The organism is Shimia sp. R11_0, from assembly GCF_017744035.1.
GTDB classification, from domain to species: Bacteria; Pseudomonadota; Alphaproteobacteria; order Rhodobacterales; family Rhodobacteraceae; genus Shimia; species Shimia marina.
This window is the reverse complement of record NZ_JAGHQY010000002.1, coordinates 471474-493831: the sequence shown is the minus strand read 5'-3', so window position 1 is coordinate 493831 and position 22358 is coordinate 471474. Positions and strand designations below refer to the sequence as shown.

Here is a 22358-nt window from a genome sequence, read left to right as displayed (position 1 = left end):
GAAAGCCCCAAGACCTGTTGGGGCTTTCAGGGGTTTCCCCGAGAGGTCAGTTGCCCGATTTCAGGCTTTGCAGATGGGGCGCGAGGCCGGAGATGTCATATCCCCCCTGTGCGGCGGCATTGATGATTTCTGCCGGTTCCATCTCTGCGGCATGGGCCAGAGCCCAGCAGATTGTGGAGCGGGTGCCAGAGCGGCAGTAGGCCAGCACTTTGCCGTCACAGGCTGCGATGCTGTCCCGCTGAAGGGTCTGACGGTCCGGTGTCATGGTTTCCATGGTCAGAGGGTTGACCACATATTGCAGGCCAGCGGCCTCGGCAGCGGCGCGCATGGTTTCGCTGTGCTGGTCGGGGCCAACTTCGCCATCGGGGCGGTTGTTGATGACGAGGCCAAAGCCAGCTTCGGCGAGGGCGGTGAAATCCGCCGCGTCAATTTGAGGCGCGGCGAAGAAGCGGTCGGTGATCTGACGAATATCCATGACGATTGATTACTCGGCAGGAACCGCTCTGTCTAGCTGTGCGCGCGCCATTGGAGCGAGCGCCATGCCGCCCAACATGGCGACGAAGAACACCCAATGGGGCCAGCCGCCATAGCTGAGGGAGGCCACGGATGGGCCGGGGCAGAGGCCTGCCAGCCCCCAGCCTGCGCCAAAGAGCACAGAGCCAAGTACAAGGTTGCGTCCGATTTTGGGTTCTGGCGGGGTAGGAAAGCTGCCGCCAACCACGGGGCTGCGCCCTTTGGTGACGCGCCATGCGACCGCCATAGGCAGGATTGCACCGCCCATCACGAAAGCCAGCGTCGGGTCCCAGTTGCCAAAGACGTCCAGCCAGCCCTGCACTTTGGTGGTGTCGGTCATGCCGGAAATGAAGAGGCCAGCGCCAAACAGGCCGCCTGCGACAAAGGCGAGGATCATACGCTGCATCAGATCACTCCCAGAATATGGCGGAAAAGCACAACCGTGAGGCCGCCAGCCATGATGTAGAAGACCGTGGCCACCATGCCCCGCAAAGACAGGCGCGAGATGCCACAGACGCCGTGACCGGATGTGCAACCATTGGCGATACGCGTGCCGACGCCCACCAGCAGACCCGCAGCAATCAGCACAGCCAGATTGCCGGAGGCATGGGTGTCCACCTCGCCAAACAGTGGGTAGATGAGAATGGGCAAAAGAAAGACACCCAGCAGAAAGGCGATGCGTTCACCGAGATTGCCTTTGCCGGAGCCATCCACCAGCCCACCGATGATGCCGCTGGCCCCCATAATGCGGCCGTTGCCCAATAGGAAGACGGCGCCGCCGAGGCCGATAAGAAGTCCGCCGCCCAGCCCGAAGAGCCAGTCGGAGGGAATAGAACTCAACATGGTCTATGTCCTTTGTGTTCGCGCTTTAACAGGTGTCAGATTTTGTTGACCGGCACCTTGAGGAAAACATCTCCGTCTTCGTCGGGCTCCGGCATCTGTCCGGCGCGCATATTGACCTGAAGCGAGGGGATGATCAGCTTGGGCATGTTCAATGTCGCGTCGCGGGCGTCGCGCATTTCCACAAAGCTGTCTTTGTCTGCGCCTGCACCCACATGGATATTGGCGGCTTTTTGTTCGGCCACGGTGGTTTCCCATGCGTAGTCGTCGCGCCCCGGCGCCTTGTAGTCATGGCCCACAAAAATGCGGGTTTCGTCGGGCAGAGACAGGATTTTCTGGATGGAGGCAAAGAGCGTTTCAGAGGAGCCCCCGGGAAAATCGCAGCGTGCGGTGCCAAAATCGGGCATAAACAGCGTGTCTCCGACAAAGGCCGCATCCCCAATGACATAGGTCATGCACGCAGGCGTATGGCCAGGTGTGTGCAGCACGTCGCCGCGCAGCTGACCGATCATGAAGCTGTCGCCCTCTTCAAACAGTTTGTCGAATTGGCTCCCGTCGCGCTGAAATTCGGTGCCTTCATTGAAGACTTTGCCAAAGGTATCCTGAACGATGGTGATATTCTTGCCGATGCCAATCTTGCCGCCAACCTGTTCCTGAATGTAGGGCGCTGCGGAGAGGTGATCTGCGTGGACATGACTTTCCAGAATCCATTCCACGGTCAAGGCGTTGTCTTTGACAAAAGCAATCACCGCATCTGCGGATTTGGTATCGGTCCGTCCGGAGCTGTAGTCAAAATCCAGCACGCTGTCGATGATCGCACAGGAGGCCCCTTGAGGGTCTTTCACGACAAAAGAGATTGTGTTCGTCGCATCGTCAAAAAATGCTGTTACGTCTGGCTGCATAGCGATTCCTCTATTTGAGAAAGACATATATTAAATTTCGCATGTGTTTCAAGCACGGGCGCTGCATTTGAGTTTTCCTAAGCTTAAACGCGCTGCAAAACAGGGCGATTGATGTGAATCAAGGCGCCTTTTTGCCCGAGCTGTCAAGTTATCTGCGTCAAAGACCATGAGTGGCTTGACGGATAAATACGGGTTCAGGAGGCTTTTATGAAGGATCATGCCCCTCGCAAAGCGGCGCTGTTGAAGCGCCTGTCTGAGTTGGATCGCAGATTGCATGCGATCGAAGCGGAATTGGACGCGCCACATTCCAAAGATTGGGACGAGGCCGCTGTGGAGCATGAAGGGGATGAGGTTCTTGAAGGCCTTGGGCAGAGCGGACAGGAAGAAATCCGCCGGATCCAAGCAGCCCTGCAACGACTGAGGGACGGAGACTACGGGGATTGCGTGAAATGCGGCGAGGAGATCGCAGAAGCGCGGCTGAATGTGCTGCCTGACGCGCCATTGTGCAGTGCATGTGCAGGGGGACTGGCGCGCTAAGGGACGTAACCAAAGACATTTTTCGGGAGGAAATTTGAAATGACTTTGACTGAACTGTTGACCCATGCGCAGGGGCTTGAAACGCAGTTGCGGAGCTCGGACGCGGATGACCGCTATGAGCTTCATCAGCAGCTGCACCGCACCTTGGTGAAAATTGAACATCAGGGAGGGCATGTGCCCGCTCGGTTGAAGCGGCTGGATCTGGATTTGCTGGACGAGGAAATCGAGGACAGCTTCGACAATATGCCAGTGTGACAGCCGGCCCCGCGAATTCAGCAATGTTAAGACGAAGCGCCGTTACCTTGGATCAGAAACCTCAGGCTTGCACCGTTGGCGCAGGCCGCTAAACTCTGTTTTCACAAAGGCTTGCGCCAAGATGAAGACCAGGGTTGAGGCATGTCGCAGTTGTTGAACTATACGGTGGAAGGTGGGGTTGCGATCCTGTCGATGAACAATCCGCCGTCAAACGCTCTCACAGCCGCGCTGCGGGCGGAGATATTGGCTGCGCTCACCGATGCGTTGGATGATAAGATGGTGGGGGCGGTTGTTCTGCGCGGAGTTGGTGAGACCTTCTCTGGGGGACGGGACTATTCAGAGTTGGGCAAGCCGATTGCGACGCCCACGCTCTGGGAGCTTTGTGACGCGATCGAGCTGGCATCCAAACCTGTGGTGGCTGCGCTTTCCGGGGTTGTGCTTGGCGCGGGCGTGGAACTGGCACTGGCCTGTCATTATCGTGTGGTGGATCGCCAGACCAAGCTTGCCATGCCGGAAGTCGCGCTGGGCGTGACGCCGGGGGCGGGCGGCACCCAGAGAGCACCACGCCTGTTGGGGGCGCAGACCACGCTTGAATTGTTCCTGTCGGGGGCCTTGAAGCCCGCAGCTGCGCCAGAGATGGCAGGGATGGTGGATGAGATCGCTGAGGAAGATGTGGGAGAGGCGGCCATTCTTTTTGCGCTGCGTTGCATCGCGCAGTATCGCCCGCCACGGCCCACCCGCGATGTGAGTGAGGGCTTTGCTGATTATGCGGCTTTCAACGCAGCTGTGACGCATTGGCAAGGCCGCATCCCGACACAGGGGCAGGAGGCTGCAGAGGCGATTTTGGAATCTGTGCAAGCGGCACCTGTATTGCCTTTTGAGGTTGGGCAGAACTTTGAACAAGAGCGGTTTGAAGCCATCGTGAAGGGGGAGCAGTGCCGGGCGTTGCAGCATGTGGCCCTGGCTGAGCGTCGGGCCAGCCGTGCCCCAGATCTGCGCAACGTGACCCCGCGCAAGGTGCAAAAACTGGGAATTGTCGCCGGGCGTACACGTCTTGGGGCAGATATTGCCCTCGCGGCGCTGAAGGCTGGTCTGCATGTAATTGTCAGCGCTGAGTCCCGCCCTGCGCTGGAGATAGCTGGAAAACGAATTGCCAGCATGTTGGAGCGGCAGGTGACACAGGGGCATTGGCAACCCGCGCGGCGCGATGAGGTGATGCGCGCTTTGACACTGTCGCCTGACCTTGTGGCCTTGCAGGACGCAGACATGGTGATCGAGGCGGTAGGGCTTGGGCCAGAAGTGTCGCGTCAGATCCTGACGCAATTGGATGCCATCGTCGAAGACCGTACCGTGTTGGCGGTGCATGATCCAGCGGCACAGCTTGATCAGTTGGGGCAGGCCATTGGCATGGCGGAGGACCTTGTAGGGCTTTATGTTCCGAACCTGCACCTGCGTACCGCGAGTTGTGAAGTGGCTGTGGGGAGCGCGTCTGGTGCTGAGGCCGTGGCCACGAGTTTTGCGACCATGAGCAAGCTTGGGTATATGCCGCTTCGCACAGCGGCCCATGCGGGTGGTTTGGGGCAAACGGTGGTGGGGGCCTGCGTGCGCGCGGCAGAGGACCTTTTGCGCCTTGGGGCCAATCCCTATGAGATCGATCGTGTCATGCGCCAATGGGGCATGGCCCGCGGGCCGTTTCAATTGGCGGATGCGATTGGGTTGAACGCGCAGGGATTGCGGGCGGCGGATGCCGGGTTCTGCCGGGTGCTCTACAAGCTTGCGCGGGAAGGGCGCGATGGCCGTCTGGGCTGGTATCGTTATGACGCGGCGCACCCAATGGGCGCAGAGGATCCAGATACGTTGCGCGTGGTAGAGGCTGTCCTGCGGGAGGATCCGCAACCTGTGGCCAAGCTGGGCATAACAGGTGCGGATATCGAACGGAGCTTGCTGGCTGCGATGGCCAATGCGGGGGCGCGGCTTTTGCGGCTTGGGGTGGCAGGCAAGCCCTCAGATATTGATGTGGCGCTGATCCATGGGTTTGGATTTCCGCGCTGGCGTGGTGGGCCGATGCATGCCGCTGACAGCTATGGGCTGATCGCATTGCGCGGACATTTGCGGGCAATGGCCATCCATGGCGCCGCCATCTGGCAGCCGGAGCCTCTGTTTGACACGTTGATCAAAAACGGGCGCGGCTTTGGCGCCCTCAGCGGATAGGGCAGGGCTCAGGACAGAGAAATGCCCACCATCACGACCATGAGGCCGATGACCGACATGAACAGGGCGCCAAGATTGAGTGGCACAACTTTCTGAACGGCGGCACGCAGCTCTTCGTCAGAGAGGCCGGATTTGCGGGCCTTTGCCACTTTCACGATGGACAGCATAAGCCCCAGTAGGCCGACGATGGACAAAAACGCGCCACCCCAGATCACCCATTGCATGTCGTGTTTCCTTCTCATCTGTGCCCTGTGCAATGCACCGCTGGCTGTATAACAGGTTCTATGACGCAGGCCTGCTATCGGATTGAGCGCGCGCAGGCAAGCGGCCCGACGCGCGGCAAATGGCGCAGTCTTTGGCAAAACGCATGGCGGGCCTTGCATGGAGGCGTGCTTTGCGGTCTATAGCTGCCCTAACTTTGGCACCCAACGCGGTGCGCTTATGAGGCAAATCAGGAGATCACACATGAGCGAAGGCACATCTTCGGACGCGCAATACAGCGTCACCGGTCAGGAACTGTTGCAGTTCATCGAGCGCGTTGAGCGTTTGGAAGAAGAAAAGAAAGAAGTGTCCGAACAGATCAAAGAGGTCTTTGCGGAAATGAAGGGTCGGGGCTTTGATGTGAAGGCGATCCGCACAATACTGCGCGAGCGCAAACAGGACCCCAATGACGTGGCTGAGCAGGAAGCCGTCATTGACATGTATAAATCCGCGCTGGGCATGTCCTGATCTGAATTTTGGTGCTGACAGCACCTCTTGCATCAAAGCGGCCTTCAGGGCCGCTTTTTTGTGAGCGTAGGCTTGGCAAGGAGCAGTCAGGGTGTGATCAGGGTGACGCCCGGAATGCGCTCGATTTGGAAAACATCTTCGTCATAGGCGTCGGTGATCTGATCGACCATTGTGGCGGTCCAACCGGGTAGATCCAGTTCTTCTTCAATTTGATCTTCGAGTGCGAATTTATCGAGAAAGGCAGCAATCACCCGACGCTTTTGAATTTCGGTGACGCCCTGGTGTTCCGCCAAAAACGCCTCAAGTCGGGCCATGCCCTCTTTGCTCATGATTTCGCGTAAAAGATCCGTGCTGCCGGCCATAGGAATATTGTGGTCCAGCCCGGCCATTTCGCGCATGACTTCTTCCCAGATGAGCGGCGTGTCCTCATTGCACCAGACCGTGATGGGCACATGCGGCACTGCTTCTCGGATGCGCAGGATCAATTCGGACCAGCGCAGCATGGTGGGATCACAATTGTCTGTGACCTCCTCAATCGCATGGTTGGGAGAGGCGTCCACCAAGGCAGGGAGGAAGGTGGCGGGGTTTCTCAGCGCGAGGAAGACTTCAATGTCCTCCCCATAAAACAGCGAACAGAGGCCGCGCAGACGATCCCCCGCAGTTGGAAACAGCAGATTGTTCTTGATGGCGCGGCGGGGCACACCAAAGAAATTGTCATTGGACAGCACCATGCGATCGGGGGTCGCATCCCCAATCATGCCGCCCATCACAGCGCCTTTATAGTCGGTCGCCATGATGGCGTTGGACATTTGTCCAAGCGTATCGCGTATCTGGCGGCGGTAGGTGCTTGGCGGGGGCAGGGCAATGCCGTGCTGCGCCATCAGCTCGGTGTTCTGTGCCAAGCTGCCAAGCAATTTCCCGTCGTCGGTAAAATGCGCGCCTGCGTGTAGTACAATCTGCATGTTCTTTTCGTTTTGGGATTGTGCCTATGGTAAGTATAGCTTCGTTTCTGGACAGTGAAACCAGATTCAGGCAACACAAGGGCGCTATGAAGGAATCCGTCGTGCAATCTGTCGCCAAACACCCGCCAAGTTCCGCCCGTTCCCTTAAAAAGGTGAGTAAAGTCGACCCATGGTCAGTTGGCGCATTATGTGTGGCGTTGATTGTCTTGGCGCCTATTGCGGCCGTGGTCTGGATCGCATTTCACCCGGTCGAGAATATCTGGCCGCATCTCATGTCGACGACATTGCCACGCTACACGCGCAACACGCTAGTTCTCATGCTATCTGTCGGGGTTTTGGCGGCCAGCATGGGGGCGGTTACGGCATGGCTTGTGACCCGCTATCACTTTGTTGGCGTGCGCTGGATTCAATGGGCTTTGCTGCTGCCGCTGGCGATCCCGGCTTATGTGGGGGCCTATGCGCTGGTGGATTTTCTGGAATATGCGGGACCCGTGCAGACGGGATTGCGCAACCTCTTTGGTTGGCAGAGCAGCCGCGACTATTGGTTTCCGGAAATACGTTCCATGGGGGCGGCAATCATTGTGTTGTCTGCCGCTTTGTTTCCCTATGTCTACATTCTCGCCCGCGCGGCTTTTCGCGAACAATCCGGTGCAGGTGAAGAGGTTGCGCGCTCGCTGGGGGCGGGGGCTTTTGCCCGGTTCTGGCGCGTAGGGCTGCCTCTGGCACGCCCGGCCATTGCCGCTGGCACGGCGATTGTCATGATGGAAACCGTGAATGATTTTGGCACGGTAGACTACTTTGCCGTGCAGACCCTGACGACCGGGATTTTCTCCGTCTGGCTGGAAAGCAACAACGCGGGCGGCGCGGCGCAGATCTCCAGCGTGGTATTGATGCTGGTGATTGTTCTGGTGACCATGGAAAAGGTCAGCCGGCGCAAAGTGCAGTTCTTCAGTCTGAGCACACGTAACCGTCCACCAGAGCGGGTGCAGTTGACCGGGATCTGGAACATCCTGGCTTTTGCAGCCTGTCTCTTGCCGTTTTTGATCGGGTTTGTGCTGCCGTTTTCTGTGATTTTTCACCATGCTTTGTCGAACATGGAGCGCTGGCACGATCCCGCTTTGACCACGGCCCTGCTCAATACGCTGCGGGTTGGGGGAATCGCCGCCGTGGTGACTGTGCTGGCAGGTGTCTTCATGGTCTATGGCGTGCGCCTGTCAGGCCGTACATTGCCCAGGCTTCTGCTGCCCATCACCACCATTGGATATGCGGCACCAGGCGCCGTGTTGGGCGTGGGCATTCTGATTCCTCTGGCCACGCTCGACCATGGTCTGGCCGACCTGATTGAGCGCCTCACAGGCACGCCGACAGGATTGTTGCTCACAGGCACGTCTTTCGCCCTGATTCTTGCCTATTGCGTGAGATTCTTTGCCATTGCGCAGGGGGCGGCAGATGGGGCCATGGGGCGCGTGCCGCCAAGTCTGCCGCTGGCAGCGCGCTCACTGGGGCGGTCGCGTGGACAGGTGCTCTGGGAGGTCTATGCGCCTTTGGTGCGTGCATCGATCGGTTCGGCGCTTTTGTTGGTGTTTGTGGACTGTGTCAAAGAGCTGCCAGCCACAATGCTGCTGCGCCCGTTCAATTTCGACACCCTAGCCACTCAGGTGCATGAACAAGCCAGTCTGGAGAACCTGGGAGACGCCAGCCCGGGCGCTGTTTTGATTGTTTTGGTGGGGCTTGTGGCGGTTGGATTGCTGGCACGTGCAAATCGATGAAAAAACCTCTTGCAGCTCCCGCAGTAAACCCTTAGACGGTCCCGCAGTGCCCCTATAGCTCAGCTGGTAGAGCAACTGATTTGTAATCAGTAGGTCCGCGGTTCGAGTCCGTGTGGGGGCACCATAAAATCACTAATGTTTTCAATGTATTCTGACGATTCCCTCGAAGGAATTCTTGCGTGTTCGCGTGTAAGTCAGACATATGTCAGACAAAATGCGTTTCAAAAATTGGGGCTCACCTGTCTTTGGTAAACAATCCTCAACCCGATGAAATCGCTGAGATTCTTCAGTTTGGTCGCCACAATAAGCGCGAAGTTTGAGTCGTGCTTATGCCGGATGGAGATGGCATGCTCAGCTGTAACGGTCTGTCACACTTGATTTGAGCGTTCCGTTACGCGTAACCCCTTGAATTTCTTTCATTGTCACGATTGTCACAGTGTTACGTGTGAAAACAGAAAGAAAAATAATGTGTATGTAAGGCCCTGAATATGAACAAACATTGTAGGGGGGGATTGTGTGACATCCGTAACATTGCATTCATCTTGGTCTTCGGTGCTTAACTTTGACAGTTCCACAGGCCATCGGTGTTTGTCGCTACAGCTTTGATTGACACGCAGGCGATGCCTATTGCCATGCAGGTTCATCTGGTCTTTGCAAATCTCTTTTTTGGTTGCGCTAAATTTGGAATTCACAATGAGGAGTTTTCGCTTTGACTGCGCAATAAGTCACATCGCGCGCTTCGCAAAACGATCATGCATCCAAATCATATCAGGCGCTTTGCGATTTCGAACCCAATCGAACCACTCGTGAAAGAGCAATAGTCTTGAAAATCGTCCGATTTTTCTTCATCCGCAAAATCTGCGACGCTCTTTGCAATAATGCAAATTGGTTTGGGTTCATTTGCTTCTCTTGCGGACCATGAAACTGCAAAGGCTTCCATGTCAATTCCCGCCACTTTTCGGACTTGTTTTTGCGCGACACTTTCAAAGAACTCGCTATTTGCTTGTACTGCCGCTCCACTTGCCAAAGGGGCGAGAATACCTTCAAGACGTTGCTTAGGCTTATTCCCTTGGAAACTATCGTGGAGGCTATCCAAAAAGGATTGATCGCTCAGGACAGCTTCTGCGGCCGACTGAGCGGCTGGCTCAATAGCCAGTTGGTAAGGGTTCGCCTTGAATTGCACTCCTTCCGCAGAACCAATGAATTTTCCGCTTCCATAGTCCCACGAAGTCGACGCGACGATACACTGCCCAAGTGCCACTTCCCCCTTCTTCCCGGCGCAAATGCCTGTCATCACAACTATTTTTGGTTTGAAGTGCATGCAAGCTTTCGTCGTCAAAGAAGCGGCGGCGGTAAGCCCCATTGAGGGCGCTGAACAGACAGTAACGGAAATATCTTTTGGCTGTGTCGAAATCGAAGTTCTGAAGTACCTAGTGTGGTCCCCATTAACAGAAACTTCCTCGAAGTTGTTTCCCAGGGCAACCTTTAGCTGGCTTAACTCAGGCCGAGCCAGTGCACAGACAAACAAAACATCAGTGTCCCGCGCTACTTCCTCTTGCTCAAAGCTCTCTCTAGCGAGCAGGTATCGAGCTTTTTCTACTAGGGCCTCTCGCCACTCACTTACGTCCGTTCCGTATCTCACGATCGACCACAAGCCTCGACTAAACTCTGGTTGAGCTTCTTGAAGAGCTTCATCGCTTACAGTCAGTCCTACAATGTGTTCAGGCCGCTTAAGCGATGAATTTCGAACGATTTCATTGAGCAGTCTGGTTCCGCCGGACTTGTCAGGCTCTTCAGAGAGGCGCAAAGGCAACACGAGATCAATTACTAGTAATCCGTAGTCATTCTCTTTTAGAAGTTTCGCCGCTCCCACGACGCTGCCCGCCGTGTCGACCCATTCTTCGTGGATGCCCGCAGCAGAAAGTACTTTAAGTATCTCTCTGATCTTCGTCTGAACATCGTCCACAATCAGGACCTTCATTGGCTTTTTCCTTCCAAGTGTTCTCGTGTATCGGCTAGCTCTGACTGCCAGGACGATTTTGAAGCGTGATAATAAATCGATCCAATAAACAGGTCGGGGAAACTACTACGCAGCTCACTGTCCAAGCTTTCTAAATCGACTTGCTCCGGCGGCGCCCCGAAAGTTTCAAACTGAGTTAACACAACAGCTTTTGACCCAACGTTTAGGCGCCTTAACTGTCTAAGGAAGTCCCTTCCGCCAAAGGGTCTCATTGGGTTGTAGCCTTGACCAGAAGAAATCGGATAATTCGGGAGTGTCATGTCAAGGATTACAAAGTCTGGCATTTCTTCGCGCGCTGCGCGTAAACCGCTAACCATGGAGTCCGCGTGCAAGAGAATGTCCCCAGGGAAGCGCGTTGCATAAAACTCAAGTATTCTTGATTTTTTGTTCTCATCATCTTCTACAAGGAGCACCTTCATTCGACGATTTCTCCTACTGCTCTTTTGTCGCCGAGATTGACGAATGAAAACTCCATGGCGACAACAAACTGGCTGGCTTCCTCATCCACAGATACGCTGAGAGGACGCTTTGATTTAGAGTTCTCAACTATTTTGGCTAGCTTTGCTAGACCTGTTCCACCCTCGGCGGACAACCCCCGTGTGTACTCCCCTGAGCAGATCATTTCGTTTGCCTTAGCAACGTCACTACGCGCTCGAGAAACGTCCTTACAGTCACTGCACACAACTATCCTAAGTAACTCATCTTCGTCAGTCTCGACATTTATTGAGATCGATGGTCGTAGATAACCTGAGTGTTTTTGAGCGTTGTCAAACAAGACAAAAAACACATCCGTGAAGGTGAAGAGTGCTGAAACAGCTACGAAATCTGTTTCACCGGAGATCTCAAGATCAGGGTCAAACCCTGGGTTCAATCGCTTTACGATTTCTAAGCTAATTTGAGCAAGATCCTGTACCGGAAACGGGTCTGAATCAACAGGCCTAGACCCTCGGAACCACTCCAGCATTTCATCGATTGATTGGTTTGTAGACAATCGGGCGCGAACAATTGCATCTGACAGCGGAGGTGTCCGCGTGGCGGAGGTAATGGCGGAAATTTTCTGTTCAACCCGGTCGAACAGTTCGTTTAGTTGATCCCGAAATGATGTGCTGAGGTATTTTCGCGTGCCTTCAAGCGTATTTTCAAGGTTTGACCAAAACAATGAAGAAAAAGCTCCAAGGAAGTCTTCAAAATCATCTAGACCAACAGCTTCGTCGTAGAAGCTGAGTTTTATCACATCTGCAAACCCGGTTGAAACTACACCCTCGGGCTTTGTTTTGCTCAAAATTTGAATTTTCTCGTCGGTGAGCATGGCAATAGCAAGGTCGAACTCTCTTGAAAACTCAGCTAAAGCCTCGGCAACTAATGCGGCTTGGTCGACGGCTATTTTGTCCCGAAGAATTTCAAACCAGTGTTCGTTGAACTCATATCCCTGACCGTTGCTGTCAGCTGTGGTCAGCAAGCGTTCCTCTGTCCACGAGCGGCGTAATTGTCCGGAAATGGTTCCGTGCCGAACGCGAAGGCTAAGATAGCTGTTCAATCCATATACAGGATCAAAACTATAGGCTGCGATCAGTTCGTTGACTATTTCCTGTACTATCGCTGTGGCTTCGTTGGATGGGACTTCGAATACAGGGCTAGAAGTCGCTCCCTCACGGATGGCCACAAGCAATTCCTTTGCCAAACCCGGTGTCGTCGGCAAAATACCAGCATCGACAAACGACCTAAATCTATCAAATTTTCCCTTTAGGCTCTCTCGTGCCCAACCGAGGATTTTGTCCTCGTCACAATCGATTTTTCCTGTTTTTAGCTTGTCGATCGCGTTTGTTATTTCTTGTGACCGAACTATCTTCTCAACCTCGGAGTTGCATCGCTCTTTCAAATCCTCGTCGATGCTTCCCAAGATCTGAAGCTGGAGAATGCGTTCTTCTTGCATTTCCTTTCCATCGGCGAAGTTAAGAGAGAGCGCCAGTGTTTCCATCTGGCAACCTAACAGCACCAAATCCTTTGCGGCGGGATACGATCGAAAGACATCTGCAGAGAGCTGGGAAGCCCGGTCACATCCAACGGTCGTCAAGAATTCTTCGATCGCAAAGATCAATTGAGACCTTGTCTGCTCGCCCGTAAAGGGCACAATCCGAGCAAGTAGTGCTGCGGTTTCAGGATGCTTCCCAAGCTCTGAAATTACATTGTCATTGAAGCAATCCGCAATTTTTGAGTATGGAAGCAACGGGATTACTTCATCTGAAGCCGAAATAAGAGGATGTAGCCGCTTGATCAGCGGTAAGTAACTGCCCTCTTCCAGGTATGTAATAATCTCGATTCGCAAAAGTTCAGCATCTTCGAAACTACCTAGTTGTCTTATAGCTGTACATTTTTCTCTGATCGCAAAAAAATCACGATCCACCAAGGCTTTCCCGAGTTCAAACATTACGTCATTTTCGGGATTGTCCCGCGACGGCCATTCGTTGAGGCGTTCTGAAACAAGCGCTGGATGCAACACACCGAAGAGGAATGCATCTATCCCTTCATCATGTAAGAAACGAAACCGGTACTGCAGCAACGCCTCTTCGATAGTGGTTGCCAACCTTAATCTATGTGCCGTTCCAGAAAATTGGCCTAGCCTTGTCCACAATGACGCATAGGTATGTTGACCAAGCGACGCCCTAAGTTCTCTTTCATTGCCACCAATGTTACCGATTGAACGAACCAAGCTGCTAAATCTCTCAGGGGCTGGTTGAGAAGGTGCGATTGACAATCCTCGTGCGAAGTTAATTTCCTGCGACGGCGACCAAGTGTCTGTATCCGCGCGAATTGCTTCAAAGGCCTCTCGATCCCCCATCGCAGCTGCTATTCTTAGAGCACGTGAGTCGCCCATCTCCTGCATTAGTGGAAGAAAGTTTGCGAAGTAAATTGCCGACGTACCTCTGAAGTCAGACGCGGCAGCCATCGCCTGAACGACTAACCCTTCATATAGGTCCACCAATGACTGGTTGTGCAGTTGCCGAATTAGTGTCGCTTCTAAGTCAGGGGGAGCAGCCTTTCCGAGCAAAACATGCTGCAAGAATATTTCTTCTTCGGCGTTACCAATGCCTTTAATGTAGGTGTTGAGAGAGTTTTCATACACGCCGGCTTCTGCGCCAGGCTCGGTTCTGACTCCAAGCCAGTAGGCAAAAAACACTACTGGGGAAATAGTCTGCGAAAAAACTTGTTCCTCAATCCAATCTTTTTGAGCTTCTAAGCCCTGGGTTTGTCCAATGAGATAGCACATTGTGCCCAGTGCATGGTGAGACCAACCTGCAGCTTTGACGATCGATTTTAGTTGCGTAATCGCTTTTTCGTAGTCTCCGTCTTCAAAGGTACTATCTAGACGACGACGACAATTGATGTACTCTTTCAGAGAAGGTTGTTCTGCTTCGAGGATACCCAGCGCCCACAGGAGTTCTTCACTTACACCTTGTGTGCTACCAAGCGTCAATCCGCCAATTCTTGACGGTTTCCTTGGGAGGAGATGTCTGAAGTAAGGCGAAAGGCTATGCGTTCTTCTAAGCCAAGAAGATAAGCTTCTGATTTCATCTATGTTTAGGGAGTATTTGAGAGCCTCGATTGAAAATGACGCTCCCGTTGAACCTCTAACAATGTTCTTGAGATCTGTTTGCCGCGAGCCAGCTGTCTTCTTTTTGCGAGGCATGTCTAAATCCCTAACTTTTCGTCAAATCTTCAACGAGGCACGACCTATAATTCGGACCTCATCAGAATTCGTTGCCTTCGCCATGGGTTGTATTCAGCAGATTTCGGTTCAACTTTCAACTGTTTCAAGGCGATTTCGTTTTTGTTGTCCGACAAGGCCAGGCTGACGAAGCTTCCTTCTCCACGACAGATGGCCACGCTGCGCGGTGTAGGGGCGGATTCCTGCAGCCAAATTTAGGATATCACCTGTTGTTCGTAGTCGAAACTGTGCTGCATTGACACCCGTAATGATTTTTTAAATTCACAATGTTCGAGGTAAACTAGTCACGAAACATTTGCTCGCCTGAAAGACGCCTCAGTTCCGAGCAAATGCCTTTAAATCCCTCTGTGACTGCTCTGCCAGCGCTTCCCACTGAGCAGTGTCAGTCAGTGGCACGAAGATCAGCCCCGCACCGAGCGCCAGATCGTTTTCAAGGCGGTGTTTCTGCTCGTCGCGGGTCGTGATTAGCTTGAATAGCCTGTCGAAAGCTTTGGTGGCGTGCTCTGACTCAGCGCGGGTGATGTCCGGCATACCCATGTAGTTTTCAAATTCAAGCTTGAGTTCTTCGAGCGTTTGGCATTCGCGAAAGCGCACCGGGCGCACCCGTTTTGCCTTCTCGTTAAAAAGGATACGGGCGGCATCAGAGTCCCCGCCTTGCGCCCTGAGAGTCAGGGCTTGAATGATCCGTTCTTCGCTTTCCTCGTCCATGACGCACAGCCTTTTCATTGCGTCTCCATAATACGGATGTGCAGCAGTCAGAACAATCTCTTTGGTCGTGTAGTTTCCCAAAATACCGTTTTTAAACAACATGATATGGTGATAAATTGATTATTGAAAGGTAGGCGGAAATGCTCGATCACGTCCCTGTAGATGAAACCCAGTTCAAAACGCTTCTTGAACACGCTGAGCGCATGCGGGTCATGTTCGGGGGTATCCAATGGTATGGTCCGGCACAGGTCCCAGGGATGCCGCAGTCCAATTTGCTTCATGGTGAGATGTTCTATTCGGCTGTGGATTTTCTGGACGCAATAGCAGCCATGCGCCGATACTGCTCAGCGCATCCAAATGACCACGGTTTGGACCACGCGTTGATCTACGTTTTTGATGGGCGAGAAAAGGGACCTAAGTTTCACCACTACCTGTGGACACCGGATTTGGGCGCTTCGATGCAGACTGTCGACTACTGGGCGGCTGTTCCTACGGACTATTATGCTTGTCACGCTTTTGATGCTCTGATGGCGCAGAAGAAGGCTGTGAAGGTGTCCACAGTGGTCAACGCAGCGTTCAAGCAGGTCCGCAAGGAAATGGGTGCGGACGGCTCTGACGAACACCTCAAGGCCGCTTTGCGCACCGCTGTAGCGGGATTCATCGGCACAAACCAACTCATTCATTCGAAGCGCGTGACCAATTTCCACAGTCCAAGCGGTGGCTACACCATGATTGAGCACCTTGGTATCTATGACAGGAACCCGACATGGATGAGTTGATCAAGTTGGATTTTGATGCGAACGAGCCCCGAATGACTGTGGCTGCACGGCGGATGTTTGAAAGCTGGCGAACGCCGATAGAGGCGCGTGTGTTTGTGCTGCGAAAATCAGGGGATTGGGTTGTTGCCGGAGAGTTTTCGCATCGCGTAAACGCCGTGCTTCGGATGTGCAGAGACCTGCCTCAACCGGTGACCGTTGGGCACTTGCAAATCGTGCTTGGCGCGGTTTCGGAGGCTCTTTCATTGGCAACCGAGGAAGCACTAGTTTTCGAGAACGGGTTTGAACCGGCCCAATCTTCTTCGGATTTTTCCCCTCAAGTGTAAATTGAGACGCCCGAGACAGACTGCCCCCGCCCCCCCACCTATAGGGGGGCTTAATCCAGCACCCAATCTGTATCGCCGGTGTCTCCCCAATCGTTCGCCGCAATGTTCAGGTAGTCGAGAAATTGCTGTCGAGCGACCTGCAAGGGCGGAAGGGATATGACGCGTTGCGACCTTGATGCGTGGCCGCCTGAGCTTAGACGGCGAGTACTGGCAGGCCCGAGCGCAACCGGTTTTAGTACTCTCCCCGGCTGCGGGTGCCTGTACCCAACGCGTATCCCATGTTCTTTGAAATACTCGGTCAATGCCGATACTCGAACTTCCCAGACACCTCCGACATTTTGCGAACATGGAGGTAGGCGCCCCGCCTCAAGAAGATCCCGCAAAACGAGGTCTGTACCAACAACCGACTCCATCTTTTGTGTATCTTTCGCCGAAGTTTGAGGGATCTCGCCCGGCCGAAACCCGGATATGTCGCGCGTTCGCATCGCATGCATGAAGGCTGCGATTTCCCCAGCATACGCGCTCTGTGCCCGTTCCCAGAAGCGCGTATCGTTGGCATGCCTAGCTGATACATTCAGAACGAACCAGCGGCGGTCGAAGCGAGAAAGGTGGGCAACCTGTCGGGCGTTGGATGTCAGGAATACCCGGGCGAAGTTGCGAGCCTCGATTGCCGCGATCCCCTTTGCGTTATACGTCAGTGTCTCGTTGGTGATGAGCGCCTTGATCCGGCTTTCTGCACCCCGGTCGTTCGGAGCGATGGCTTCCTCAAAGTGGAGCAGAACCTTGTTCATGGCTGAGACGTTGAACTGTCCGACAAGGGTATTGGCATCGGAAGTTACCGAGCAGTACCTTGCCCCGAGCATCTGACGTAGGAGACTGAGAAACGTGGATTTACCCGTTCCCTGTTCCTCACTCTGCAAGATGACGGCTGTGCCGGGTAGTTGCTGTGGTCTTTGGACCATATGCGCTACGTAGTTCAGCAAGTATTCCGAAGCCTGCTCAAAGCCGGAACATAGAATGTCATGAGCCAGATAGCGGATGTTCGACCAATCGCCTTCGATAGGCGCTATGGACCAACCCTGAAATAAGTTCAGAACCTTGCCGGTGGCCACAGTGATTTCGCGCTGAGTCGTCTCGAAACGCAGTTCCTGTGAGACATACCGGCGCGACTTGTCCGACTGCACCCACGAACGCGCGGCAGAACCCAGCCGAGGTACTTTTTCGTTCTTGGTCAGTTCCCAGCCGTTCAGGATTTTGTCGCTGTTCTTGGCTTCGCAAAATGCGTTTATGGACCAATAGACCTGTGTACCTGAAACGGGATGAAACTCATCTCGGAACACCTTGGCCGTGCCGCCGTAGTTTTCGACAATGTAAAACTGTTGATTGTACTGCTTAAATCTTTGCTTCCGGTCGATTTTTGCTTCGTCCGCGACCGCTTGATTGATAAATGAGTTTAGGTCGGCAACCTCGGTATCTGTATCGGAAAGGGCCAGCAATGCAGCATCTGAAATGGTCTGTGCGAACACTTCGTCCACCCGGCGCAACTCGTCCTGCAGGCGGTTTCTCTTTTCAGGGCGCAAATACCTGAACAACGGAGCAATTTCTTCAGCCGTCGCGCCACCAATCAACCCTTCCGTAATCATTAGTGTCGCCCGTTCTTGAACCACGAACTGCACGTATGCGCTTTGGTTCCAAAGATCATCCAGAACCAAAGGCTTAGTTGCCGCTAACGCTGTCTGATTGGCCCGCCGCGTCAGTTCAGTTCGCTCTAGGGCCTTGTGCCATTCCACTGACCAAAGCCGATTGAATTTGGCGAGGCGGGTTTCGTTGCCCTTGTCCTCTGCCAGTTGGACCAACCCGCTTTGCTCGACGACGCGCCGGACCATTTCGGCATCCGTGGTGATTTCGGCTGCGGAGTTCAGAATCGCCGAAAACGCTAGTGACCAGTCATGCGCCAAGCGACCGTCGCGATAAGCCTCCCCATGCTTCCAATTGCCGCCTAGGCGAGCGCGTAAAGTGTTTTCATCACAATTGGCGGGAGTGATCGCACCCACAGTGGGTAGATCGAAGGCCTTGTCCTCGCTGTCACTCCCGTTGATCCAGCGCACAAGTGATCGCAGTTCTGACGATATGTCACTAACCTCCATCGTTCCGGAGTGGTGATTTCCGGTGACGACAAGGAAGGAGCGAAACAGAAGGTCAATGTGGTACTCAGGATGCTTGGCGCTGGCCTTTGTGGTTGGTGAATTGGTGCAACGGCCAATGAAGTGCCACCCCTTCCCAGAACGCGAGATTTCGCTGTAGGTGGCCGCAACAAAGCGTTCGCGGATCAGCCGCTGTTGCTCGGCTGCTGCTTCCTGAAATTCTGGAACCACCTTGCCAATGTCGTCTAAATCGACACAGGCAAAGTCGTTGCCAGTTCCAAGCGCAAAACCCAACTCAAGGGATGAGTCGTCGTTGATGGCTTGCATCGCCTGCTCGAAAGAGCAGTGCATTTCAGGATTGTTGTGACCTTGACCCTTTGCCAATGCGGTTACGATAACTTTTCCTCGTTGAAGAGAGTTCGGCATGACGCGGTGCGGGATCTTCCCCCGCGCTACCATCCAAGAACGGGCCGCTCGCATCTCCAAAGGAACGAATTTGTAGCGGCCGGTTGCCAGCTGGTCGGCAGTCGCAGACCCAACACCGAATTCTTGATCCGTGGGGTCAATTGGACTGACCGACAACGCATCGAAAGGAACCGGAAGACTGACCATTCTGCTGCCTCTAAGACTTGGCAAAACTGGCGGAATGTCCGGCATGTGTCTGATTTCAAACCACGCCGAAGGTTAAGCCGTTCTGTCGGAAAGGATTTTTGGGTTCGACTGCCTGATGTATTGTCAGGTGGTCGGGTTTTGCACGCTTGAAAGTGCGTGCTCAGCGGCTTCGACCATCTTACCGTCCGCGATTTTTTGAAATCGCTCCAGTTGGTCCTCACCGACGCCTTGCGAAGCAGCTACGTGCTCCAAGCTAACTCCTCGAATTGTAGCTTGGTGCTGAAAGTGCTGCAGACGCTGGCCAACATGCGTCTGCATATCCCGCTCGTATCTGAGACGTTCCTTCAAATCCGCCAAACCATCTGTCTCGGTGGAAGGCGTCACTTTAGGAAGAGGTGCGCGGACAGCGGAATCGATTGGCGCGAATAGGATTTTGCCATCCGAACCGACTAGGCGAGTTCTCTGCAAGACGGCATCGGTTACAAGCGGCGCAAGGAACAGGTAGTCGCTCACCATGTCGTCCATTGGGTTCACTGGAGTTCCCGGAGTAGGGCGCTCATTGAATGCTCTAGCTTCCTCACGAAGCTGAACCGCCTCATGTAGCGCGGTAGCGAACGCGGGCAGGCAATCAAGGAACTCTGCCAATTGCTTGCCGACAACGCTGCGCCGCTTCACCAACCGATCATAGCGAGTTTTCTGACGCTCATCGCGCTCTCTCAACGTGATCTGGGACTGCAGTTCGCGCAAACGCGGGACTGCTGCGGTAAGGCGTTCGAGTAAGACTTCCGATACACCCAGGCGCTGTTGGGCCGCTGTTTGATCCCTTTCTGTCGCTGCAATGTCATTCATGACAAGCTTGTCCGTCGTTACAGCGACGGTAAGTCGTTCCGCTTCGGCCAAGACGCCTGCGATCAATTGCGCGATGCTCTTGCTGGTGTGGGGTTTCTCTTCGGTTAGAGCTTGGCGGACTTGTAAAGTTATGTTGGACATCACCGCGCGGCCTCTTCGAGTGAATCTATCCAACCGACGATATCTGACAGTCGCCACGCTACCGTGTTGGCGCTCGTCTTCAGCGGTTTCGGAAACGCGCCCCGTCGAATTTGTGCATAGAAAGTCGAGACAGATAGGCCAGTCATTTCGGCCACATCTTTCGCTCGCAAGAGTTTGTGTTGTGTCATGTCCTTAGCCCTCGGCTGATTGCATGAAACAACGATAAAGGCTGCTTGATTACAGTGCGTTCCTCAAGTGCATGAAGTTAAATGAGGGACAGGTTTAGGAGGTATGCAGCGTCGGCAATGTGCTTTTCGAGAGCCCTCAACAAACACTGGCACATTTGGGGGAGTTAGAGGGTCGACGCATCTCTAGCCATTTGCCTAGACAGTTTGCGATACCGCTCCCAAACGTTCCGCACTCCACCATGAGATAGGTTTAATGCGGGCTGCTGACAGCCGCGGATTTTGTTGAAGAGAGTAGGGAACTCGTCATTGAGTACCCGGACGACGATGCCGCAAGCGTCATTGTTCAAAACGCCACGCCGAGTGTTTTCATCGATTGTCACTCTGTTGGCGACTGCAGGCAACTCAAACTCGGAGGTAAGAACCTCAATTAGGTTTAGGATAAGCGCATTCCGGCCAGCTTCCGAGCCGCGCGGTTCATCGGGCCTATCCATCTCTACTGCTTCACGAAATAGGGCGGACATGAAAGGTTGTGTCAGTCTGCCACTCAGCGCAACTTCGTGATAGAGCCACATTGTCATGTCGTGAAACTGCGCGTGTTTCTTCGAATGCTGAACCAATTGTGTAAGGCATCTCTCTTGCTCCCAATCTGGCATTTCAATGAATGCACGAAAGGTTCGTTCTCGGTCAGTGGCGTAAGGAAAGCCAATCTCCGTGAACAGAGCGTCAACGTCGGGTGAGCCGCGCTTCAAGTGGATGTGCGCTCCAAATGGTTGGCGCTCAGACAGCGGCGTTAGAGCTTCGGCATCTCGTCCTGCTAGATTGGCGAGGTGCGACCGCACCATTTGTTCTGCCTCTCGCACGGTTTCGGCGTTTGGCTGGATCAAGAAGCAATCCTCACCACGTCTGCGGAATCCTGTGTCACTAGTGCGGCCCAATTGTCGAGGACGACGGCGCGCGGCTTCAATTGCTGCGACTGGTTGTAGACCCGTGCAACGGCACTGGCTGCTGATCCGCTGGCTGCGTGGTTTAGGATGCGGTCGACGACCCCCTCTGACGCTCCTGTTTCAGCCATAGTGGTCGCAAAAGCGGTCCGTAGATCGTGCAGCGTCCAAGGTTCCATTTCGTCCGGTAATAAACAGTCAAGTTGCTTTTTCACCTTCGAAAAACCAGACACAGGCGTTTTGCCAGTGGTGCTAAAATAGAGGCCGTTGTTGGGTTCGATACTCGACACAATTTGAAGCGCGGGATCGGATAAATGCACTATGTGCGGTTTGCCATTCTTTGTGCGAACAGAGGGTAGATCAATTCGACGCTTTTCAAAGTCGACTTCCCCCTCCCGTAAACCGGTAATGTCACTGCGCCTTTGGGCTGTAAGGATCAGCAAGCGAATTAGAGGTTTCCACAGTGGGGACAGGAACTCTGAAGCTTCGTAGATTGCGCGAACTTCCTTCAGCGACAACACCCGGTCTCGGGGGCGCTCACGGGTGGCGTTAGAAAGCCCTGCGCCAACGTTCTGCTCGGTGTAACCCCTGCGCCAAGCAAAGCCGGTAAATGCGCTTAAAGCAGCCTTATACCGGTTGGCGAGTACTTTGGCTCCGCTGTCTGCGACGCCGTCAATGAATGCTTGTAGCTCACGCCGTTCGAGCGAAGAGATCGGCTTTCGAAAGTGCTTCTCAAGGGCGTTGTCCAATTGCCGTCGCCGTTCTTTGCCTGTTCTTAGCTGAACCAAGTGCTTCTGTTCGTAGTCGTCCAAGACTTCCAAAACAGATTTGCGTTTTTCAGCCTCCGCCTTTCGGTCAATTCCCTCCATGGCCTCTTTCTCAAGGCCCAATGCTTTTTCGCGTGCTTCGGACAGGCTGATAACAGGAAAACGTCCGAGTGTGTGGCTGCGAAGTGGGCCACCTCGGATGCGCTTTTCGAAAACCCAAGTTTTTAAACCACTTGGTGCCACCCGCACCCGTAGGCCCACCCGCAGGCTATCGGACACATCGTAACGTTTTTCCTTGGGCTTCAAGGCCGCCACTGACCGATCCGTCAATCTCACTCGGGACATTAGGCCACCATCCTCTCCGGTATCTGCTATCAGACATATAGCAGACAAAATTACACATCATGCGACGTCTTTGCTCGTAATGAATCGTAAGGCGCT

At 54.0% G+C, this 22358-nt stretch carries 22 protein-coding genes and 1 tRNA gene; 8 read left to right on the top strand and 15 right to left on the bottom strand.

Going from position 1 to position 22358, the window contains the following annotated elements:
• Positions 1–46 precede the first annotated feature (46 nt).
• From J7382_RS06880 to J7382_RS06865, 4 genes are read right to left on the bottom strand one after another with little or no spacing between them, the layout of a single operon-like run.
• Positions 47–475, bottom strand: coding sequence for a TIGR01244 family sulfur transferase (locus J7382_RS06880; protein ID WP_209068232.1), 429 nt, complete (start codon positions 473–475; stop codon positions 47–49).
• 9 nt (positions 476–484) lie between these two features.
• Positions 485–919, bottom strand: coding sequence for a DUF6691 family protein (locus J7382_RS06875; protein WP_209068231.1), 435 nt, complete (start codon positions 917–919; stop codon positions 485–487).
• Positions 919–1344, bottom strand: a complete 426-nt coding sequence (locus J7382_RS06870) for a YeeE/YedE thiosulfate transporter family protein (RefSeq protein ID WP_144432560.1) — start codon at positions 1342–1344, stop codon at positions 919–921. Before J7382_RS06870 ends, J7382_RS06875 begins: the two co-directional genes overlap by 1 nt.
• Before the next feature lie 47 nt (positions 1345–1391).
• On the bottom strand, positions 1392–2255 hold the full coding sequence (locus J7382_RS06865) for an MBL fold metallo-hydrolase (protein ID WP_058239945.1): 864 nt from the start codon (positions 2253–2255) through the stop codon (positions 1392–1394).
• Between the two features lie 207 nt (positions 2256–2462).
• Here J7382_RS06865 and J7382_RS06860 point away from each other — a divergent pair, with 207 nt between their 5' ends.
• From J7382_RS06860 to J7382_RS06850, 3 genes are all read left to right on the top strand, one after another.
• Entirely contained in the window at positions 2463–2792 is a 330-nt protein-coding gene (locus J7382_RS06860) for a TraR/DksA C4-type zinc finger protein (RefSeq protein WP_058239944.1), read from the top strand.
• Between the two features lie 39 nt (positions 2793–2831).
• Positions 2832–3047, top strand: coding sequence for a hypothetical protein (locus J7382_RS06855; protein ID WP_209068230.1), 216 nt, complete (start codon positions 2832–2834; stop codon positions 3045–3047).
• Between the two features lie 141 nt (positions 3048–3188).
• Positions 3189–5258, top strand: a complete 2070-nt coding sequence (locus tag J7382_RS06850) for an enoyl-CoA hydratase-related protein (protein WP_209068229.1) — start codon at positions 3189–3191, stop codon at positions 5256–5258.
• An 8-nt stretch (positions 5259–5266) separates the two neighbouring features.
• Here the strand turns inward: J7382_RS06850 and J7382_RS06845 are convergent, their stop codons facing one another.
• Positions 5267–5482: a hypothetical protein gene (locus J7382_RS06845; RefSeq protein WP_058239941.1), complete on the bottom strand. Its 216-nt coding sequence runs from the start codon at positions 5480–5482 to the stop codon at positions 5267–5269.
• A gap of 241 nt (positions 5483–5723) precedes the next feature.
• On the opposite strand from J7382_RS06845, the gene J7382_RS06840 reads away from it, so the two are divergent.
• On the top strand, positions 5724–5987 hold the full coding sequence (locus J7382_RS06840) for a DUF2312 domain-containing protein (RefSeq protein WP_209068228.1): 264 nt from the start codon (positions 5724–5726) through the stop codon (positions 5985–5987).
• 86 nt (positions 5988–6073) lie between these two features.
• Here J7382_RS06840 and J7382_RS06835 read toward each other — a convergent pair whose 3' ends face one another.
• Positions 6074–6949: a hypothetical protein gene (locus J7382_RS06835; RefSeq protein ID WP_209068226.1), complete on the bottom strand. Its 876-nt coding sequence runs from the start codon at positions 6947–6949 to the stop codon at positions 6074–6076.
• 86 nt (positions 6950–7035) lie between these two features.
• Here J7382_RS06835 and J7382_RS06830 point away from each other — a divergent pair, with 86 nt between their 5' ends.
• Positions 7036–8718, top strand: coding sequence for an iron ABC transporter permease (locus J7382_RS06830; protein ID WP_209068224.1), 1683 nt, complete (start codon positions 7036–7038; stop codon positions 8716–8718).
• A 48-nt stretch (positions 8719–8766) separates the two neighbouring features.
• Positions 8767–8842 (top strand) — tRNA-Thr (locus J7382_RS06825).
• A 639-nt stretch (positions 8843–9481) separates the two neighbouring features.
• Here J7382_RS06825 and J7382_RS06820 read toward each other — a convergent pair.
• From J7382_RS06820 to J7382_RS06805, 4 genes are all read right to left on the bottom strand, one after another.
• Positions 9482–10699 carry a hypothetical protein gene (locus J7382_RS06820; RefSeq protein ID WP_209068222.1) on the bottom strand — a complete coding sequence of 406 codons (1218 nt, stop codon included), beginning with the start codon at positions 10697–10699 and terminating at the stop codon, positions 9482–9484.
• Complete coding sequence (locus J7382_RS06815) at positions 10696–11157, bottom strand: hypothetical protein (protein ID WP_209068220.1); 462 nt, start codon at positions 11155–11157, stop codon at positions 10696–10698. The genes J7382_RS06820 and J7382_RS06815 overlap by 4 nt, the downstream gene beginning before the upstream one ends.
• Positions 11154–14426 (bottom strand): hypothetical protein, encoded by a 3273-nt coding sequence (locus J7382_RS06810; protein ID WP_209068218.1) that lies wholly within the window; start codon positions 14424–14426, stop codon positions 11154–11156. The genes J7382_RS06815 and J7382_RS06810 overlap by 4 nt, the downstream gene beginning before the upstream one ends.
• A 354-nt stretch (positions 14427–14780) precedes the next feature.
• Positions 14781–15275: a hypothetical protein gene (locus tag J7382_RS06805; protein WP_209068216.1), complete on the bottom strand. Its 495-nt coding sequence runs from the start codon at positions 15273–15275 to the stop codon at positions 14781–14783.
• 38 nt (positions 15276–15313) lie between these two features.
• Between J7382_RS06805 and J7382_RS06800 the strand changes: the two genes are divergently transcribed.
• Positions 15314–15952 (top strand): hypothetical protein, encoded by a 639-nt coding sequence (locus tag J7382_RS06800; protein ID WP_209068214.1) that lies wholly within the window; start codon positions 15314–15316, stop codon positions 15950–15952.
• Positions 15940–16275 (top strand): hypothetical protein, encoded by a 336-nt coding sequence (locus J7382_RS06795; RefSeq protein WP_209068211.1) that lies wholly within the window; start codon positions 15940–15942, stop codon positions 16273–16275. Before J7382_RS06800 ends, J7382_RS06795 begins: the two co-directional genes overlap by 13 nt.
• Before the next feature lie 50 nt (positions 16276–16325).
• Here J7382_RS06795 and J7382_RS06790 read toward each other — a convergent pair whose 3' ends face one another.
• The 5 genes from J7382_RS06790 to J7382_RS06770 form a co-directional block, all read right to left on the bottom strand.
• The gene (locus J7382_RS06790; RefSeq protein WP_209068210.1) at positions 16326–19031 is read right to left on the bottom strand and encodes a DUF5906 domain-containing protein; all 2706 of its coding nucleotides are present in this window, start codon (positions 19029–19031) and stop codon (positions 16326–16328) included.
• 123 nt (positions 19032–19154) lie between these two features.
• Positions 19155–20021 carry a hypothetical protein gene (locus tag J7382_RS06785; protein WP_209068208.1) on the bottom strand — a complete coding sequence of 289 codons (867 nt, stop codon included), beginning with the start codon at positions 20019–20021 and terminating at the stop codon, positions 19155–19157.
• Positions 20021–20209, bottom strand: a complete 189-nt coding sequence (locus tag J7382_RS06780) for an AlpA family phage regulatory protein (protein WP_209068206.1) — start codon at positions 20207–20209, stop codon at positions 20021–20023. Before J7382_RS06780 ends, J7382_RS06785 begins: the two co-directional genes overlap by 1 nt.
• 164 nt (positions 20210–20373) lie before the next feature.
• Positions 20374–21093 (bottom strand): hypothetical protein, encoded by a 720-nt coding sequence (locus tag J7382_RS06775; protein ID WP_209068204.1) that lies wholly within the window; start codon positions 21091–21093, stop codon positions 20374–20376.
• Positions 21090–22262: an integrase family protein gene (locus J7382_RS06770; protein ID WP_280638086.1), complete on the bottom strand. Its 1173-nt coding sequence runs from the start codon at positions 22260–22262 to the stop codon at positions 21090–21092. Before J7382_RS06770 ends, J7382_RS06775 begins: the two co-directional genes overlap by 4 nt.
• Positions 22263–22358 lie beyond the last annotated feature (96 nt).

Bases quoted from the DNA above. Each gene is read 5' to 3' on its own strand.
- J7382_RS06790 (WP_209068210.1), bottom strand. From the start codon at position 19,031: ATGGTCAGTCTTCCGGTTCCTTTCGATGCGTTGTCGGTCAGTCCAATT.
- J7382_RS06875 (WP_209068231.1), bottom strand. From the start codon at position 919: ATGCAGCGTATGATCCTCGCCTTTGTCGCAGGCGGCCTGTTTGGCGCT.
- J7382_RS06810 (WP_209068218.1), bottom strand. From the start codon at position 14,426: ATGCCTCGCAAAAAGAAGACAGCTGGCTCGCGGCAAACAGATCTCAAG.
- J7382_RS06815 (WP_209068220.1), bottom strand. From the start codon at position 11,157: ATGAAGGTGCTCCTTGTAGAAGATGATGAGAACAAAAAATCAAGAATA.
- J7382_RS06785 (WP_209068208.1), bottom strand. From the start codon at position 20,021: ATGTCCAACATAACTTTACAAGTCCGCCAAGCTCTAACCGAAGAGAAA.
- J7382_RS06805 (WP_209068216.1), bottom strand. From the start codon at position 15,275: ATGTTGTTTAAAAACGGTATTTTGGGAAACTACACGACCAAAGAGATT.
- J7382_RS06770 (WP_280638086.1), bottom strand. From the start codon at position 22,262: ATGTCCCGAGTGAGATTGACGGATCGGTCAGTGGCGGCCTTGAAGCCC.
- J7382_RS06855 (WP_209068230.1), top strand. From the start codon at position 2,832: ATGACTTTGACTGAACTGTTGACCCATGCGCAGGGGCTTGAAACGCAG.
- J7382_RS06835 (WP_209068226.1), bottom strand. From the start codon at position 6,949: ATGCAGATTGTACTACACGCAGGCGCGCATTTTACCGACGACGGGAAA.
- J7382_RS06865 (WP_058239945.1), bottom strand. From the start codon at position 2,255: ATGCAGCCAGACGTAACAGCATTTTTTGACGATGCGACGAACACAATC.
- J7382_RS06845 (WP_058239941.1), bottom strand. From the start codon at position 5,482: ATGCAATGGGTGATCTGGGGTGGCGCGTTTTTGTCCATCGTCGGCCTA.
- J7382_RS06860 (WP_058239944.1), top strand. From the start codon at position 2,463: ATGAAGGATCATGCCCCTCGCAAAGCGGCGCTGTTGAAGCGCCTGTCT.
- J7382_RS06880 (WP_209068232.1), bottom strand. From the start codon at position 475: ATGGATATTCGTCAGATCACCGACCGCTTCTTCGCCGCGCCTCAAATT.
- J7382_RS06850 (WP_209068229.1), top strand. From the start codon at position 3,189: ATGTCGCAGTTGTTGAACTATACGGTGGAAGGTGGGGTTGCGATCCTG.
- J7382_RS06830 (WP_209068224.1), top strand. From the start codon at position 7,036: ATGAAGGAATCCGTCGTGCAATCTGTCGCCAAACACCCGCCAAGTTCC.
- J7382_RS06800 (WP_209068214.1), top strand. From the start codon at position 15,314: ATGCTCGATCACGTCCCTGTAGATGAAACCCAGTTCAAAACGCTTCTT.
- J7382_RS06780 (WP_209068206.1), bottom strand. From the start codon at position 20,209: ATGACACAACACAAACTCTTGCGAGCGAAAGATGTGGCCGAAATGACT.
- J7382_RS06820 (WP_209068222.1), bottom strand. From the start codon at position 10,699: ATGAAGGTCCTGATTGTGGACGATGTTCAGACGAAGATCAGAGAGATA.
- J7382_RS06840 (WP_209068228.1), top strand. From the start codon at position 5,724: ATGAGCGAAGGCACATCTTCGGACGCGCAATACAGCGTCACCGGTCAG.
- J7382_RS06795 (WP_209068211.1), top strand. From the start codon at position 15,940: ATGGATGAGTTGATCAAGTTGGATTTTGATGCGAACGAGCCCCGAATG.